15 protein-coding genes are annotated in these 15611 nt (G+C 70.2%); 11 read left to right on the top strand and 4 right to left on the bottom strand.

Annotated features, from left to right (window positions below; all coding sequences use genetic code 11):
• Positions 1-73 precede the first annotated feature (73 nt).
• The 9 genes from IF188_RS04085 (at position 74) to lnt (ending at position 10014) form a co-directional block, all read left to right on the top strand.
• Positions 74-787 carry an HAD family hydrolase gene (locus IF188_RS04085; RefSeq protein ID WP_396652737.1) on the top strand — a complete coding sequence of 238 codons (714 nt, stop codon included), beginning with the start codon at positions 74-76 and terminating at the stop codon, positions 785-787.
• Complete coding sequence (locus IF188_RS04090) at positions 784-1827, top strand: tRNA (adenine-N1)-methyltransferase (RefSeq protein WP_191170515.1); 1044 nt, start codon at positions 784-786, stop codon at positions 1825-1827. Before IF188_RS04085 ends, IF188_RS04090 begins: the two co-directional genes overlap by 4 nt.
• 9 nt (positions 1828-1836) lie before the next feature.
• Positions 1837-2820: an FKBP-type peptidyl-prolyl cis-trans isomerase gene (locus tag IF188_RS04095; protein WP_191170516.1), complete on the top strand. Its 984-nt coding sequence runs from the start codon at positions 1837-1839 to the stop codon at positions 2818-2820.
• A gap of 47 nt (positions 2821-2867) precedes the next feature.
• A complete protein-coding gene (locus IF188_RS04100; RefSeq protein WP_191170517.1) occupies positions 2868-3863 on the top strand; it encodes a helix-turn-helix transcriptional regulator in 996 nt (331 codons plus the stop codon).
• Positions 3860-4819 (top strand): helix-turn-helix transcriptional regulator, encoded by a 960-nt coding sequence (locus IF188_RS04105; protein WP_191170518.1) that lies wholly within the window; start codon positions 3860-3862, stop codon positions 4817-4819. Before IF188_RS04100 ends, IF188_RS04105 begins: the two co-directional genes overlap by 4 nt.
• 67 nt (positions 4820-4886) lie before the next feature.
• On the top strand, positions 4887-5135 hold the full coding sequence (gene tatA / locus IF188_RS04110; RefSeq protein WP_191170519.1) for a Sec-independent protein translocase subunit TatA: 249 nt from the start codon (positions 4887-4889) through the stop codon (positions 5133-5135).
• Between the two features lie 66 nt (positions 5136-5201).
• Complete coding sequence (gene tatC, locus IF188_RS04115; RefSeq protein WP_191170520.1) at positions 5202-5963, top strand: twin-arginine translocase subunit TatC; 762 nt, start codon at positions 5202-5204, stop codon at positions 5961-5963.
• Positions 5960-8458 (top strand): DEAD/DEAH box helicase, encoded by a 2499-nt coding sequence (locus IF188_RS04120; RefSeq protein WP_191170521.1) that lies wholly within the window; start codon positions 5960-5962, stop codon positions 8456-8458. The genes tatC and IF188_RS04120 overlap by 4 nt, the downstream gene beginning before the upstream one ends.
• Positions 8458-10014 (top strand): apolipoprotein N-acyltransferase, encoded by a 1557-nt coding sequence (gene lnt, locus IF188_RS04125; protein ID WP_191170522.1) that lies wholly within the window; start codon positions 8458-8460, stop codon positions 10012-10014. Before IF188_RS04120 ends, lnt begins: the two co-directional genes overlap by 1 nt.
• A 2-nt stretch (positions 10015-10016) precedes the next feature.
• Here lnt and IF188_RS04130 read toward each other — a convergent pair whose 3' ends face one another.
• From IF188_RS04130 to IF188_RS04145, 4 genes are all read right to left on the bottom strand, one after another.
• Positions 10017-10391 (bottom strand): RNA polymerase-binding protein RbpA, encoded by a 375-nt coding sequence (locus tag IF188_RS04130; RefSeq protein WP_191170523.1) that lies wholly within the window; start codon positions 10389-10391, stop codon positions 10017-10019.
• Between the two features lie 126 nt (positions 10392-10517).
• Positions 10518-11294: a glycerophosphodiester phosphodiesterase family protein gene (locus IF188_RS04135; RefSeq protein WP_191170524.1), complete on the bottom strand. Its 777-nt coding sequence runs from the start codon at positions 11292-11294 to the stop codon at positions 10518-10520.
• A complete protein-coding gene (locus IF188_RS04140; RefSeq protein ID WP_191170525.1) occupies positions 11291-12250 on the bottom strand; it encodes an SPFH domain-containing protein in 960 nt (319 codons plus the stop codon). The genes IF188_RS04135 and IF188_RS04140 overlap by 4 nt, the downstream gene beginning before the upstream one ends.
• On the bottom strand, positions 12247-12756 hold the full coding sequence (locus IF188_RS04145) for an NfeD family protein (RefSeq protein WP_191170526.1): 510 nt from the start codon (positions 12754-12756) through the stop codon (positions 12247-12249). Before IF188_RS04145 ends, IF188_RS04140 begins: the two co-directional genes overlap by 4 nt.
• Positions 12757-12798: 42 nt before the next feature.
• Here IF188_RS04145 and IF188_RS04150 point away from each other — a divergent pair, with 42 nt between their 5' ends.
• Complete coding sequence (locus tag IF188_RS04150; RefSeq protein ID WP_191170527.1) at positions 12799-13584, top strand: SDR family oxidoreductase; 786 nt, start codon at positions 12799-12801, stop codon at positions 13582-13584.
• A gap of 3 nt (positions 13585-13587) precedes the next feature.
• Positions 13588-15567 carry an alpha/beta hydrolase family protein gene (locus IF188_RS04155; protein WP_191170528.1) on the top strand — a complete coding sequence of 660 codons (1980 nt, stop codon included), beginning with the start codon at positions 13588-13590 and terminating at the stop codon, positions 15565-15567.
• Positions 15568-15611 lie beyond the last annotated feature (44 nt).

The raw sequence follows: 15611 nt of genomic DNA on the forward strand, positions 1-15611 counted from the left end.
GCAGGGGGCCGAGGACCGTGCGGCAGGCCTATGACCGCGGAGGCGTCGCGACCCGCTGTGAAAAGATGAGACGGTGAATCCGCCTCGTCTTGCCGCGGTCCTCTGGGACATGGACGGAACCCTCGTCGACACCGAGCCCTATTGGATGGCCGCCGAGACTCCGCTCATCGAGAGCTACGGCGGCTCGTGGACCCACGAGCAGGCGCTCGGGCTCGTCGGGCTCGGCCTCGAGGACTCGGCCCGCATCCTGCAGGATGCGGGGGTGCGCATGAGCACCGCCGCGATCATCGACCACCTGACCGGCGAGGTCATGCGTCAGCTCGCAGAGACCGGCATCCCGTTCCGTCCCGGGGCGCGCGAACTGCTCGCTGATCTGCGCGCGGCCGGCATCAGGACCGGACTCGTCACGATGTCGATGCGCCGGATGGCCGACACCGTCGTCGACCTCATCGACTTCGACGCGTTCGACGTGATCGTCGCCGGCGACGACGCGACGCGCCCGAAGCCCTTCCCCGACCCGTACCTGCAGGCGTGCGAGGCGCTCGGCGTCACGCCGGACCAGACGGTCGCCATCGAGGACTCGCCCAACGGGCTGCGCTCGGCGGTCGCCTCCGGTGCCTCGGTCATCGGGGTGCCGCTCATGGTGTCGCTGACCGGCGCCGGCGCGCACACGATCTGGGAGACGCTCGACGGCCGCACGGCCGACGACGTCGCCGCCTTCCACCGGACCCACCGTGCCCGCCTGCACGAGAGCCCGACGACCCCCGCCGAGGAGACCGCGCGATGACCGACGACACGACCCGCCCGAGCGGTCCCTTCCGCCTCGGCGACCGCGTGCAGCTCACCGGCCCCAAGCAGCGCCTGCACACCATCACCCTGCGCGAGGGCGGCGAGCTGCACACGCACCACGGCGTGCTCAAGCACGAGCAGCTGGTCGGCCAGCCCGACGGCTCGGTCGTCGCCAACAGCGGCGGACACGAGTACCTCGCGTTGCGCCCGCTGCTGCGCGACTTCGTGATGTCGATGCCTCGCGGCGCCGCGATCGTGTACCCGAAGGATGCCGCACAGATCCTCGCGGAGGCCGACATCTTCCCCGGGGCCAGCGTCGTCGAGGCCGGCGTCGGCTCGGGCGCGCTGTCGCTGTGGCTGCTGCGCGCCATCGGCGCGGAGGGGCGGCTGGTGTCGTTCGAGCGCCGCGAGGACTTCGCGGCCGTCGCCAAGGCGAATGTCGAGACGTTCACCGGGGCCGTGCCCGCCAACTGGGACGTCGTCGTGGGCGATCTCGCCGAAGACCTGCCACACACGGTGGCCGCGGCATCCGTCGACCGCGTCGTGCTCGACATGCTCGCCCCGTGGGAGTGCATCGATGTCGTCGCCGACGCGCTGACCCCCGGCGGCGTCGTGGTCTGCTATGTCGCGACGGCGACTCAGCTGAGCCGGGTCGCGGAGTACATCCGGGGCACCGGGCTGTTCACCGAGCCCGACGCGAACGAGACCATGGTGCGCGGCTGGCACGTCGAGGGTCTCGCAGTGCGACCCGACCACCGCATGATCGCGCACACGGGATTCCTGGTCTGGGCGCGCCGGCTCGCACCGGGCGCGGTGCCGCCCGAGGTCAAGCGCCGCGCGTCGAAGTCCAGCTATGGCGACGAGGATGTGGAGCTGTGGACGCCCGGCGCCGTCGGCGACCGCCAGATCACCGACAAGAACCTCCGCAAGCGCGTGCGCGAGGCCGAGCGCGCCGCAGAGGGGGCCCGTCGGGCGTCCAGGCGTGCCGAGGACACGGACGACACGGACGGCACGGAACACCCCGAGCACACCGCCTAGACTGTTCCGGTGCGCAAGATCCCCGCTGCCCTCGTCGTCCTGGGCCTGGTGACCGTCGGCCTCACCGGATGCTCGCTGCAGAACGTGTCTGCCGCGGACTGCTCGCGAACCCCGGTGTCCGAGCCCGATGTGATGAAGCTCATCGACGTCACCGGCGACACCGACAGCGAGCCCGATGTGGACGTGTACACGCCGCTGCACGCGCCGAGCCTCGGCTACGAGGACGTCGTGACCGGTGACGGCACCGCGATCACGTCCGACAACCAGCTCATGGTGATGGACGTCGCGCTGTTCAGCGGTGCGACCGGTGACCCGATCGTCGCGACCGCCTACGACGGCGACCTGTCACAGGTGTCGGCGCCGTCGCAGTGGACGACGAACTTCCCCGGCTTCGGCACGGCGCTGGAGTGCGCCACGGCCGGATCGCGCATCGCGGTGGCGCTGTCGCCCGACGACATGGCCGACGGCATCGCCGCCAGCTTCGGACTGAAGGACGACGACTCCGTCGTCGCCGTGCTCGACATCCGCAAGGTGTATCTCGCATCGGCCGCCGGTGCGCTGCAGTTCAACAGCGGCTTCGGTCTGCCGAGCGTGGTCCGGGCACCCGACGGGCGTCCCGGCATCACGATCCCCAGCGGCACCCCGGCCCCCGAGGATCTCGTGGTCCAGACCCTCATCAAGGGCGACGGCGACGAGGTCACCGGCGACCAGCCGGTGCGGGTGCAGTACACGGGTGTGGTGTGGGGCGCCGACGAGGCGTTCGACACCACCTGGGACGGACAGGCCGCCTCGGTCACGCTCGACGGCGTCGTCCCGGGCTTCGCCGAGGCGATCAAGGGCAAGACCGTCGGTTCGCAGATCATGGTCGTGATCCCGCCCGAGCTCGGCTACAAGGACGAAGAGAAGGCGTCGATCCCGGCGAACTCGACGCTCGTCTTCGTGATCGACATCGTGGGCCTCGACGCGGTCGCACCCACGGCCGACGAAGGCTGATCGCGCGCGGCCGAGACCGGGCTGCGGCCCGGCCATAGGATAGGCGGGTGCCTGCCACCGCCGCTGCGAAGATCCCGCCCGAGGAGCGCCTGCTCAACCTCGTGGTGGCACTCATCGCGACCGATCAAGGCCTGACCAAGGACACGATCCTGACCTCGGTCGCGGGCTACCGCGAGCAGAGCGAGGCGGGGGCTTCCAAGGACGCGCTCGAGAAGATGTTCGAGCGCGACAAGGAGTCGCTGCGCGGTCTCGGGGTGCCGATCGAGACGATCGGCGACTGGGCCGACCCCGACGACCTCCGTGAGGCCCGCTATCGGGTGCCGAGCGCCGAGTACGAGCTGCCGGAGGACATCGAGTTCACGCCGGCCGAGCTCGCCCTGCTGAACCTGGCCGGGGGAGTGTGGAGCGAGAGCTCCATGTCGGACGACGCGCGCAGCGGACTGCGCAAGATCCGGGCGCTGGGCGATCTGGTCGACGAGCCGATCATCGGGTTCTCGCCGCGGCTGAACCCGCGCGATCCGGCGTTCCCGGCGCTGCACCAGGCGATCGAGGCGAGCCGGGTGGTCACCTTCCCGTACCTCAAGCCCGGCGAGGACACACCGCGCACGCGCCGGATCCAGCCATTGGCGCTCGTCGAATACGAAGCGCGCTGGCACGTGTTCGGCATCGATCTCGACGTGCACGCCGATCGCACGTTCCTGCTGTCGCGCATCGTGGGACCGGTGGCGCTCGCGCGCGGATCGTTCGATCCGGTGCTGCGCGAGGGCGCGGGCGAGCGTGCGCTCGCGGGGCTCGAAGAGGTCGCCTCGCGCAACAGCGCCCTCCTCGAGGTGAACCCGGGAACCGAGGCGGCGCTGCGACTCGCCCGGCGGGCGATACGGGCGGAGCAGGGCATCCGCGTGCCCTACGTCGACGTCCACATCTTCGCCGACGAGCTCGCCTCCTACGGCCCCGAGGTCCGCGTCGTCGAGCCCGCAGATCTGCGCGACCGCGTGATCGAGCGGCTCGTGATCACGCGCGACGCCCACGGAGGCACATCATGAGCCCGCGTCCCCTGATCGCGACCGACCGCGCGGCGCTCATGCTTCAGCTCGTGCCGTACCTCGTCGGCAAGGGCGAAGTCTCGCTCGACGAGGCTGCGGCCGAGTTCGACGTCACTCCCGCGCAGATGCGCGCCATGGTCGAGAAGCTCACCGTCATCGGTCTGCCGGGGGACCGGGGGTACTGGCAGATGGCGAACGACCTCTTCGACATCGACTGGGACCTGCTCGACGACCAGGACCTCATCGTCATCACCAATGCGGTCGGCCTCGAGCGCGCGCCGAAGCTCACCGCCCGTGAGGTGGCGGCCCTGCTGGCGGGGCTTCAGCTGTCGCGCTCGATCCCCGGGGTCGGCGACACCGAGCTGTATGCGGGGCTTCTCTCCAAGCTCGCGCGCGGAGCCTCGGCGACCCCTGCGGAGGTCATTCTGGCGCCCGAGCCGGTCGACGCGGTGCGCGACCTGGTCGCCGACGCGCTCCGGCGGCACGTGGCCGTCTCCTTCACGTACAAGGCGCCGGATGCCGCGCCCACGACCCGCACCGTCGACCCGGTGAAGGTGCACATCGCGAGCGGCCAGTGGTACCTCCAGGGGTGGTGCCACCTGCGTGAGGCGATGCGCACGTTCCACCTCGACCGTGTGAGCGATCTCGAGCTGACCGGCATCCCGAGCACCCACTCCGAAGAGCCGGCCCCGGCGTGGTTCGACACCGATGCGGGCGAGGTCGTCGCGCGCGTGCGCTTCCCCGAGGGGGCGGCGCCGCTGCTGGGCGATTACATCGACCGTGCGGTGCTCGAGACCGCTGCGGGCACGACCGTGGCGACGATGCGCGTCGCCGACGAACTGAGTCTTCGCCGCCTCGCAGCGCGACGAAGCGGCATCGTCGAGGTGCTCGAGCCCCCGGCGGCGCGACGGGCAGTGGCCGAATGGGCCGAGGCCGGACTCGCGCAGTACCGCTGAAGTCGGCATCCGGCCGACCGCAGCGGGTTACACTTGACCCACATCCGCACCGACAAGGAGATTCCGCATGGGCGCATTCGGATGGCCGCATCTTCTGATCATCCTCGCGGTGATCCTGCTCCTGTTCGGGGCTGCGAAGCTCCCGGCCCTCGCCAAGAGCGTCGGGCAGTCCGCTCGGGTGTTCAAGGGCGAGATGAAGGCGATGAAGGACGACGACGTCCCCACCGCGTCGGCGAAGGCCGACAACGCCGCGCCTGAGAAGCCGGCGGCCGACACCCCCGCGAGCTCGAGCAGCACCTCAGACCCGTCCTCCTGACCTGCCGTGGTCACCACGGAACCACCGCGCATCGAGGAGCCTGAGCAGCCTCGGCGCGACACACGCATGTCGCTCAGAGGTCATCTGCTCGAACTGCGCAAACGCCTGTTCATCGCCGCCGCCGGCCTGATCGTGGGCATGATCATCGCCTTCATCATCAGCGGCTGGGTGATCGATCTGCTCTCGGAGCCGATCGAGCAGATCGCTCATCAGGCCGGACGCGAGTACACGGCGCTGAACTTCACGACCGTCTCCAGCGGCTTCGACCTGCACATGCGGATCGCGTTCGCGATCGGCCTGCTGATCTCGGCGCCGGTATGGCTGTGGCAGCTGTGGGCGTTCGTGATGCCCGGTCTGACGCGCAAAGAGGTGCGCTACACGGTCGGGTTCCTCGCCTCGGCGATCCCGTTGTTCGTGGTCGGTCTGTATGTCGGCTGGCTGATCATGCCGCACATGGTGATCATCATGGCGAACTTCGTGCCGAACGGTCAGGGGATCGCGCAGTTCTACGACTACGCGACGTACTACGACTTCGTCTTCAAGCTGCTGCTGGTGATCGGGGTGTCGTTCGTGACGCCCGTGTTCCTGGTCGCGCTGAACCTCGCCGGTGTGGTGTCCGGTCGCGACATCCTGAAGGGGTGGCGGGTCGCGGTCATCGTGATCACGGTGTTCGCGGCGGCGGCGACCCCCGCGGCGGACGTCACCTCGATGCTGCTGCTCGCCGGCATCCTGTGCGTCCTGTACTTCGCCGCGGTCGGGCTGTCGATGCTCTTCGACCGCCGCAAGGCCAAGCGCGATGCGAAGCTGCTTCCGCCCGAGGTCTCGTGAGCGATCCCGGCCCCGCCGAGCGCTACGCACGCGCGAGCGATGCCGCGCGCCACGGCCGCAGTCATCCGCTCACGGCGGCGTTCGCGGCATCCCAGCCTTTCGATCTCGACCCGTTCCAGATCGATGGATGCCGCGCCCTCGAGGAGGGTCGGAGCGTCCTGGTCGCCGCGCCCACCGGCGCGGGCAAGACGATCGTCGGAGAGTTCGCCGTGCATCTGGCGATGCGCGAGCCGGGCGACAAGGCGTTCTACACGACGCCGATGAAGGCGCTGTCGAACCAGAAGTTCCGTGAGCTGCAGGAGGTGTACGGCCCCGACGAGGTCGGCCTGCTCACCGGCGACACCAACATCAACGGCAACGCGCGGGTCGTCGTCATGACGACCGAGGTGCTGCGCAACATGCTGTACGCCGACTCGCCGGCGCTGCGGGGCCTGCGGTACGTCGTGATGGACGAGGTGCACTACCTCGCCGACCGCTTCCGCGGCGCGGTGTGGGAAGAGGTCATCATCCACCTCGCGTCGAGCGTCAAGCTGGTGTCGCTGTCGGCCACGGTGTCCAACGCCGAGGAGTTCGGCGACTGGCTCGACACCGTGCGCGGCGACACCCAGGTGATCGTCTCCGAGACGCGTCCGGTGCCGCTGGAGCAGCATGTGCTCGTCCGCGGCGACCTGCTGCCGCTGTTCGACGACCGTGCCGGCATCGCGACCGCGCAGGTCAACCAGGAGCTCATGCGCATCCGCTCGTTCAAGGGCTCCAATTTCGACAACAACCGTCGGGTCCAGGCGTCGAACAGTGCCCGGCACGGCGGGTACGAGGCATCCTCCCGACGTCCTCACCGCGGCATGAAGAGGCCGGTGCGCACGGCGAACGTGCGGCGCATCGAGCGGATGGACCGTCCCGAGGTGGTCGAGCTGCTGCGGCGCGCCAACCTGCTGCCGGCGATCTTCTTCATCTTCAGCCGCGTCGGGTGCGATGCGGCCGTGCAGCAGGTGCGGCGCGCGGGCGTGCAGCTGACCACGCCCGAGGAGCGGCGCGAGATCCGCGAGGTGATCGAGGAGCGCACGCGCACCCTGCTGGAGGAGGACCTCGCCGTCCTCGGCTTCTGGGAGTGGCGCGAGAACCTGGAGCGCGGCGTGGCCTCGCACCACGCCGGGCTGCTGCCGGCGTTCAAAGAGGTCGTCGAGGAGCTGTTCCAGCGCAAGCTCGTGAAGGTCGTGTTCGCAACCGAGACGCTCGCGCTCGGCATCAACATGCCGGCTCGCACCGTCGTGCTGGAGAAGCTCGAGAAGTTCAACGGCGAGGCCCGGGTCGCGATCACGTCGGGCGAGTACACCCAGCTCACCGGCCGCGCCGGGCGGCGCGGCATCGACGTCGAAGGCCATGCCGTCATCCAGTGGACCGAGGGACTCGACCCGCAGGCGGTCGCCGCGCTCGCGTCGCGACGCACGTACCCGCTCAACTCCAGCTTCCGTCCCACGTACAACATGGCGGTGAACCTCATCGACCAGTTCGGGCGGGCGAAGGCGCGCGAGATCCTGGAGTCCTCGTTCGCGCAGTTCCAAGCAGACCGGGCGGTCGTCGGGATCGCACGCCAGGTGCGCGAGCAGGAGGAATCGTTCGCCGGCTACGCCAAGGCGATGTCGTGCGACCGCGGCGACTTCGCCGAGTACTCGCGCATCCGTCGCGAGCTGAGCGACCTCGAGAAGACGAACCGCAAGGACGCCAACGCCTCACGCCGTACCCGCGACGAGCGCCAGCGACACATCGCGGGCCTGCGCAAGCAGATGCAGCGTCATCCGTGTCACTCGTGTCCCGACCGCGAGCACCACGCACGCTGGGCTGAGCGGTACTGGCGCCTCAAGCGCGACATCGACAAGCTGCGCCGTCAGATCGAGACGCGCACCGGGACCGTCGCGCGCATCTTCGACCGCGTCGTGGACGTGCTCGGCGCCTTGGAGTACGTCACGATCGCCGACGACGGCGCGACCTCGCTGACCCCGTCCGGCCGCACGATGCGCCGCATCTACGGCGAACGGGACCTGCTCGTCGCCGAGTCGCTCCGCCGCGGGATCTGGAAGAACCTGGATGCTCCGTCCCTCGCCGCTCTCGCCTGCGCGCTGGTCTACGAGCCGCGCCGTGACGACGGTGGCCCGGGGGAGCGGGGGCTGCCGCGCGGCGGGTTCCGGGGTGCGTTCGATGCGACGCTGACGCTGTGGCAGCAGCTCGACGACCTCGAGCGCGACCACCGTCTTCCCGGATCCGAGCCCATCTCGGCCGGATTGTCGGGGGCGATGCACACGTGGGCGCGCGGCGGCGCGCTCGACCGGGTGCTGATCGAGGCCGACATGGCCGCCGGCGACTTCGTGCGGTGGGCGAAGCAGACCATCGACCTGCTGGACCAGCTGTCCATCGTGGCCGACCAGCCGACGGCGAGCACGGCGCGAAAGGCGCTCGACGCCGTGCGCCGGGGAATCGTCGCGTACTCGGGAGTGTGATGGAACGTCCCGTACTGCCCTTGTGGGCAGCCGTCATCGCCGCGGCCGCCGGAGGCTTCGCGCTCACGACGGCGTTCCCGGCGCTCGCGTGGTGGCCGATGGTGTTCGTGGCGATCCCGCTCACCCTCGTGAGCCTGATCGGACGGCGCGCGTGGAGCGCGCTGCTGGTGGGCCTCGTCTTCGGGCTCGCGTTCTTCCTGGTCAACGTGTCGTTCACGGCCCGCTACCTCGGACCGGTGCCGTGGCTCGCGCTGTCGATCTTCGAAGCGGTGCTCACAGCGGTCGCCGCCGTGCCGATCGCGCTGGCATACCGGTGGCTCCCGCGGGTGCGAGGCGGCGCGTGGGCGCGTCTGGTGGCGCTGCCGGCGCTCGTGGCGGCGCTGTGGGTGCTGCGCGAGCAGCTGCTCGGCACGTGGCCGTACGGCGGGTTCCCGTGGGGCCGCGTGGGCATCACCCAGGCCGACAGCCCGCTGGCGAGCGTGGCGTCATGGGTCGGTGTGGCGGGCCTGTCGTTCCTCGTCGTGATGCTGTGCGCGACCGCCGTCGAGTGGGTGCGCCTCGGTCGGTTCCGCGACCTGCGCACGCTGCTGCCGGCGGTCACGCTCGTCGGGCTGCTGTTCGCGCTGCCGCAGTTCCCGACGACGGATGCCGGGACGATGCGTGTTGCCGCGGTCCAGGGCAACGGCCCCGCCGGGTACTTCGACGAGCGCGCCCGCGGCGATGTGCTCAACGCGCAGCTGGAGGCCACCGCTCCGCTCTTCGGCGAGGACGTCGACGTGCTGCTGTGGCCCGAGGGCGGCGTGGACTCGGACCCCACGACCGACGAGAGCACGGCACGCACGCTCGACGCGCTGGCGGCTCGGATGGACGCCCCGCTCGTCGTCGCCGCCGTCACGCAGCGTGGCGACGAGTACTTCAACTCCTCGCTGCTCTGGGAGCAGGACGCCGACAACCCGGTCGACGTGTACGACAAGCGGCACCCGGTGCCCTTCGGCGAGTGGGTGCCCGATCGCGCCTTCTACCGGCTGTTCGCGCCGGATCTCATCGACCTGATCCAGCGGGAGTACACCCCGGGCGGCGCGCGTCCGTACTTCGACGTGAACGGCGTCGGGGTGGGACTGGCGATCTGCTTCGACGTGATCTACGACGACGTCATCTGGGACGGCGCGTGGGACGGCGCCGAGATCTACATGTTCCAGACGAACAATGCCGACTTCCGCGGTACCGACGAGAACCTGCAGCAGCTCGCCTTCGCCCGCATGCGCGCCGTCGAGACCGGTCGCTCCGTGGTGAACATCTCCACCGTCGGCACGAGTCAGATCATCGCGCCGGACGGGTCGGAGATCGCCGGCATCGCCGCCGACACCGCCGGTCACATGCTGGAGGACGTCCCGCTGCGCACCGGGCTCACCCCGGCGGTGATCGCGGGCGGCGCCATCCAGCTGCTGCTGGTGTGGGGCGGGGTCATCGGACTGCTCGTGGCCGGCGTCGTGGGTCGCCGACGCAACGCGAAAGCGCCGGCCCCCGAGGGGACCGGCGTCGCGGGAATCGACTGACGTCAGGCGCTGAGCTTCGCAGCGTCCTCGCCGCCGCGGCGGGCGCGCAGATAGGCCAGGCGCTCTTCGAGGAGCTCTTCGAGCTCGGGGATGGTGCGGCGCTCCAGGAGCATGTCCCAGTGGCTGCGCGGCGTCTTGTCGCCGGAGTGGTCGACCGTCGCGGTGCCCTCGCCGACGCGCAGCAGCGCCTCGGCGCCACACGTGCGGCACTCCCAGGCCGGGGGGACCTCGGCGTCGGCCGCGAAAGTCAGGGTCGTGTCACGTCCACAGGACGAACACGTGTAGATGTGCTGTGCACGCTCATGGAACACGACGCCCTCTTCGCTCTGTAGGCTCTGGGCGCCGAGTCGGATGCCGCGCAGGCTGCGGTCTGCCATTTTGTGGTCCTCTCGTCGCTGTACAGGTATAACGAACCGACCTGTGCGGATCATCCGAGCGGGGCCCGTTCAACGACCTTTCACAGTGGATGCACAGGGGTGCGTGCGCCCCGTCACCGAGGTGTGCTAGGCGAGGGTCTCGAGTGCGACGTCGGCGCGGTCCGTGACGATCCCGTCGACACCCTGCTCGACGAGCCGCACCATGTCCTGCGGGTCGTTGACGGTCCAGACGTGCACCTCGACGCCATGCCGGTGCGCGGCCGCGATCAGCCGTGGCGAGACCAGGCGGATGCGCCCCTGCCTCTCGGGGATCTGGAGGGCGTCGATGCCGCGCAGCGCTCGCGCGACGAGCCGGTCCGAGCGAAGCGAGAGGGCGGCGAGCAGCCGCGTGATCGTGGCCGTTCCCGCCGACGTCGCGGGGACGATACCGCCACCCGCTGCCGACGCCGCGGCCAGTGCGCGGCGCCGCCTGTCGTCGGAGAAGCTCGTGACGAGCACGCGCTCCGCGAACGGCGCGACCGTCGCGCCCACGGGAACGGCGGCCTCCTCCGCCTTCACGTCGAGGTTGAACCTCACCGTGGGGAAGGCGTCCAGCGCCTGCTCGAGCGTGATGAGTCCGCCCCGGTCGGCCATCAGGGATTCGAGCTCACCGACCGTCACCTCGGCGATGCGCCGCGGATCGCCGGTCACGCGCGACAGGTCTTCGTCGTGGAACAGCACGACCACTCCGTCCGCGGTGAGGTGGCAGTCCGACTCGACATAATGCGCACCGACGGAGTGCGCGGCGGCGATCGCCGCGAAAGAGTTCTCAGCGATGCCGCCGGTCGCCGCGTCGGAGGGCACCAGACCGCGATGGGCGAGCACGCGCGGCGTGGAGACGCCACGGAACCACGGATGGGTCACGGCGTGGCGTCGGTACCCCGGGTCACGGCGCCGGTAGTCGACGTGCGGCCCTTGCCGGCGGCATCCATCACTCCCGCGAAGGAACCCGACAGACCCTTGAGGGCCTCGGTGAACTCGCTGGGGATGATCCACAGCTTGCTCGACGCGCTGTCGGCGATCTTCGGCAGCGTCTGCAGATACTGGTAGGCCAGCAGCTTGTCGTCCGGGTTGCCGGAGTGGATGGCGTCGAACACCGTCTGGATCGCCTCGGCCTCACCCTGCGCACGCAGCACGGCGGCCTGCTTGTCACCCTCGGCCTTGAGGATCTCTGCCTGCCGCTGACCTTCGGCGGTGAGAATCGCGGACTGCTTGGTGCCCTCGGCCGTCAGGATCAGCGCCCGGCGGTCGCGCTCGGCGCGCATCTGCTTCTCCATCGAGTCCTGGATCGACAGCGGCGGGTCGATGGCCTTCAGCTCGACGCGTCCGACGCGGATGCCCCACTTGCCGGTGGCTTCGTCGAGCACGACGCGCAGCTGGCCGTTGATCTCGTCGCGGCTGGTGAGCGCCTCTTCGAGGTTCAGGCCGCCGACGACGTTGCGGAGGGTCGTGGTGGTGAGCTGCTCGACGGCGCCCAGGTAGTTCGCGATCTCGTACGTCGCCGCGCGGGCGTCGGTCACCTGGAAGTACACGACGGTGTCGATCGAGACGACCAGGTTGTCTTCGGTGATCACGGGCTGCGGCGGGAACGACACCACCTGCTCGCGCATGTCGATGAGCGGACGCAGGCGGTCGATGAACGGCACCAGCAGGTTCAGGCCGGGGCTGAGCGTCTTGTGATAGCGGCCGAGCCGTTCGACGATGCCAGCGCTGGCCTGCGGGATGATGCGGATCGAGCGGATCAGCACGACCAGCACGAAGATGAAGACGGCGATCGCGAGCAGCCAGCCGATCGTCGTGGGGATGATGGAGTCGTTCACAGGCGGGGCTCCTCGGGGGCCTGGGGGGCGAGCGGTTCGGGGGTGCGGACGATCGCCGTGGCTCCGTCGATGCGACTGACCAGCACGCGGGTGCCCGGTTCGAGCTCGACGCTGTCCGCTGACTGATGGGAATCGGCGCGCGCCGTCCACACGTCGCCGTTGGCGAGTTTGACCTGACCGCTGTGCATGCCGACGGTCGAGACGACGGTGCCGCTCAGTCCGATGAGCCGGTCGACGTTCGACGGCGTGGCGTCCTCGCCGCGTCGCAGGCGCCGCAGCAGCGGCGGACGGAGGAAGAGGACGAGCGCCGCACCGGCCGCCGCGGCGATGATGACCTGCAGCCAGATCGGGGCTCCGAGCAGGTCTGCGCCGAGTCCGGCGAGCCCACCGATCGACAGCATCAGGAACGTGAAATCGAGCGTGAGCATCTCGATGACGAGGAAGACGAGGATCAGGACGAGCCAGCCGATCCACGCCCACTGCTCGATGGTCTGGATGAGCTCCACGGTGCGCCTCCTTGCCTCGAACCTACCAGGTAGGGTCGTTGCGTGACTGAGTCAACCAACGCGACTTCCACCCCGATTCCTGCCGGTTCGCTGAGCGGCAAGACCGCCCTCGTGACCGGCTCGTCACGTGGCATCGGCGCCGACACGGCGCGGTACCTCGCCGAGGCCGGTGCGAACGTCGTCATCAACTACCGCAACAAGGCGCCGCGCGCCGAGAAGCTCGCCGGCGAACTGCGCGAGCTCGGCGTGCAGACGCTCGTCGTGGGCGCGGACCTCACCGACCCGGCATCCGTGCAGGAGATGTTCGACCAGGTGAAGGACACGTTCGGCGGGCTCGACATCCTGGTGCTCAACGCGTCCGGCGGCATGGAGTCCGGCATGGCGGAGGACTACGCACTCAAGCTCAACCGCGACGCGCAGGTGAACGTCCTCGAGACGGCGCTGCCGCTGCTCGGCGAGGGGTCGCGCGTCGTGTTCGTCACGAGCCACCAGGCCCACTTCATCCGCACCACCCCGACCATGCCCGAGTACGAGCCGGTCGCGCTGTCCAAGCGCGCGGGGGAGGACGCGCTCCGCGAGCGCATCCCGGGGCTGTCCGAGATCGGCGTCGAGTTCGTGGTCGTCTCGGGCGACATGATCGAGGGCACGATCACCGCGACGCTGCTCGAGCGCGCGAATCCGGGTGCGATCGCCGCCCGGCGCGAGGACGCGGGCAAGCTCTACAACGTGTCGGAGTTCGCCGCAGAGGTGGCCGCCGCGGCGTATGAGCCGGTCCCGGCCGGCAACACGCGCCTGATCGGCGACGTGTCGTCGTTCGGAGCGGAGTGACCGATGCGCGCCACTGACATCGAGACGCTGATCTCCGTCTCGCGGCCCGACATCGCCCCGGACGGGTCGTTCGCGGTGTTCGCGACCTCGCGCCCCGACATCGCCGCCAACCGCGGCGTCGGCCAGGTGTGGCGCGTGGACCTTCCCGGCGGCACGCCTCGACGCCTCACGCGCGGCACCGCCGACGGCGCACCGCGCCTGTCGCCGGACGGCACGCGCCTGGCGTTCGTGCGCGGCGACGCGAAGGGCAAGCCGCAGGTGCACGTGATCCCCGCGGCCGGCGGCGAGCCGGTCCAGGCGACCGAGGCTGTCCTCGGCGTCGAGGACTATGCATGGTCACCCGACGGCGCGTCGATCGCGTTCCTCGCGCGCGTCCCCGAGAAGGGGCGCTACGGCAGCGTCGAAGGATTGGATGCCGCGGCCGAATCGCCGCGGCACATCACCGGCATCCGCTGGCATGCCAACGGACTGGGCTACATCGGCGACCGTCCGTCGCACGTCTTCGTGATCGCCGCTCCCGACGTGGCGGCCGAGCCGTTCTACGAGCCGGCGGCCGCGGTGCGCGACGATGACGCCCCGGCGCCTAAGAAGACCGTCGTGGCCGCCGAGGCGCGGCAGCTGACCGAGGGCACGACCTCGCACGCCGGGCTCGCGTTCACGTCGGACGGACGCGAGGTGCTCACGTCGACGGACGAGATCGAGCCGGCCGTGCGCGACCTGCGGACCCGGATCGTCGCGATCGCCGTGGACGGCTCGGGCGAGCGCGACGTGCTCGGCGTCGACGCGGGGCTGTCGGTGTTCGACATCGCCGTCGCGGACGACGGCGCGGTGGCGGTACTGGGTCACGAGGTCGGCGACGGTCGCGACTTCATCGCCCCGGGCGTCGGACTGTGGCTGCTCGGATCCGAGGGGCCGCGCCGACTCACGGACGTCGACGAGGTCTACCTCGGCGAGGGACACCTCACCGCGGAAGGCGACGACTTCTATGTGCACGACGCGACGCGGGGTCGCGTCCGCCTGCTGCGCGTGGCACGCGACGGCGCCATCACCGAGGTGCTCGGCGGCGATCTCGAGGTCGGCGGTCACGCCGCCGCCGGCGACCGCGTCGTGGCGGCGGTGGCGCGCCCCGACTCGTTCGGCGAGCTGGTGCTCGTCGACGGCGGCGTCGTGCATACCCTCACCGACTTCGGAGCGGCGGCCGCGGCATCCGGGATCTCGCTTCCGCGCGAGCTCACCGTGACCGGCCGCGACGGATACCCGGTGCACGGCTGGGTCGCGACGCCCGAGGGCGAGGGGCCGTTCCCGGTCATCCTGCAGATCCACGGCGGACCCTTCGCGTCGTACGGCGTGCATCTGTTCGACGAGACGCAGGTGCTCGTCGACGCCGGCTACGCGGTCGTCTACTCGAACCCGCGCGGTTCGGCGGGGTACGGCCCGGCCCACGGCCGGAGCATCCGCCAGCAGATGGGCACCGTGGACTTCGCCGACGTCATCGACTTCTTCGAGGGCGCCATCGCGTCCGACGAGCGTCTGGACGGCAGCCGCGTCGGCGTGCAGGGCGGCTCGTACGGCGGCTACCTGACGGCCTGGGTGATCGCGCACGACCACCGTTTCGCCGGCGCGATCGTGGAGCGCGGCTTCCTGGAGCCGGTGTCCTTCCAGGGCACCAGTGACATCGGCTCGTTCTTCGGTGATGAGTACGTCGGGGTGTCGCCGGACGACATCGCGCGGCAGAGCCCGATGGCCGTCGTGGGCCAGGTGACCACTCCCACGCTGGTGATGCACTCCGAGCTGGACTTCCGGTGCCCGCTCGAGCAGGCGACGCGCTACTACTCAGCCCTCAAGCGCCAGGGCACCGAGGCCGAGATGCTGGTGTTCCCGGGCGAGAACCATGAGCTGACCCGTTCGGGCCAGCCGCGCCACCGCGTCGAGCGCTTCGATGCCGTGCTCGATTGGTGGGCCCGGCACCTGCCTGTCGACTGACTCCACGACGAGAAGACCCCGGGAGCACGAGCTCCCGGGGTCTT

Source organism: Microbacterium helvum (assembly GCF_014779795.1).
Classification (GTDB): Bacteria; Actinomycetota; Actinomycetes; order Actinomycetales; family Microbacteriaceae; genus Microbacterium; species Microbacterium helvum.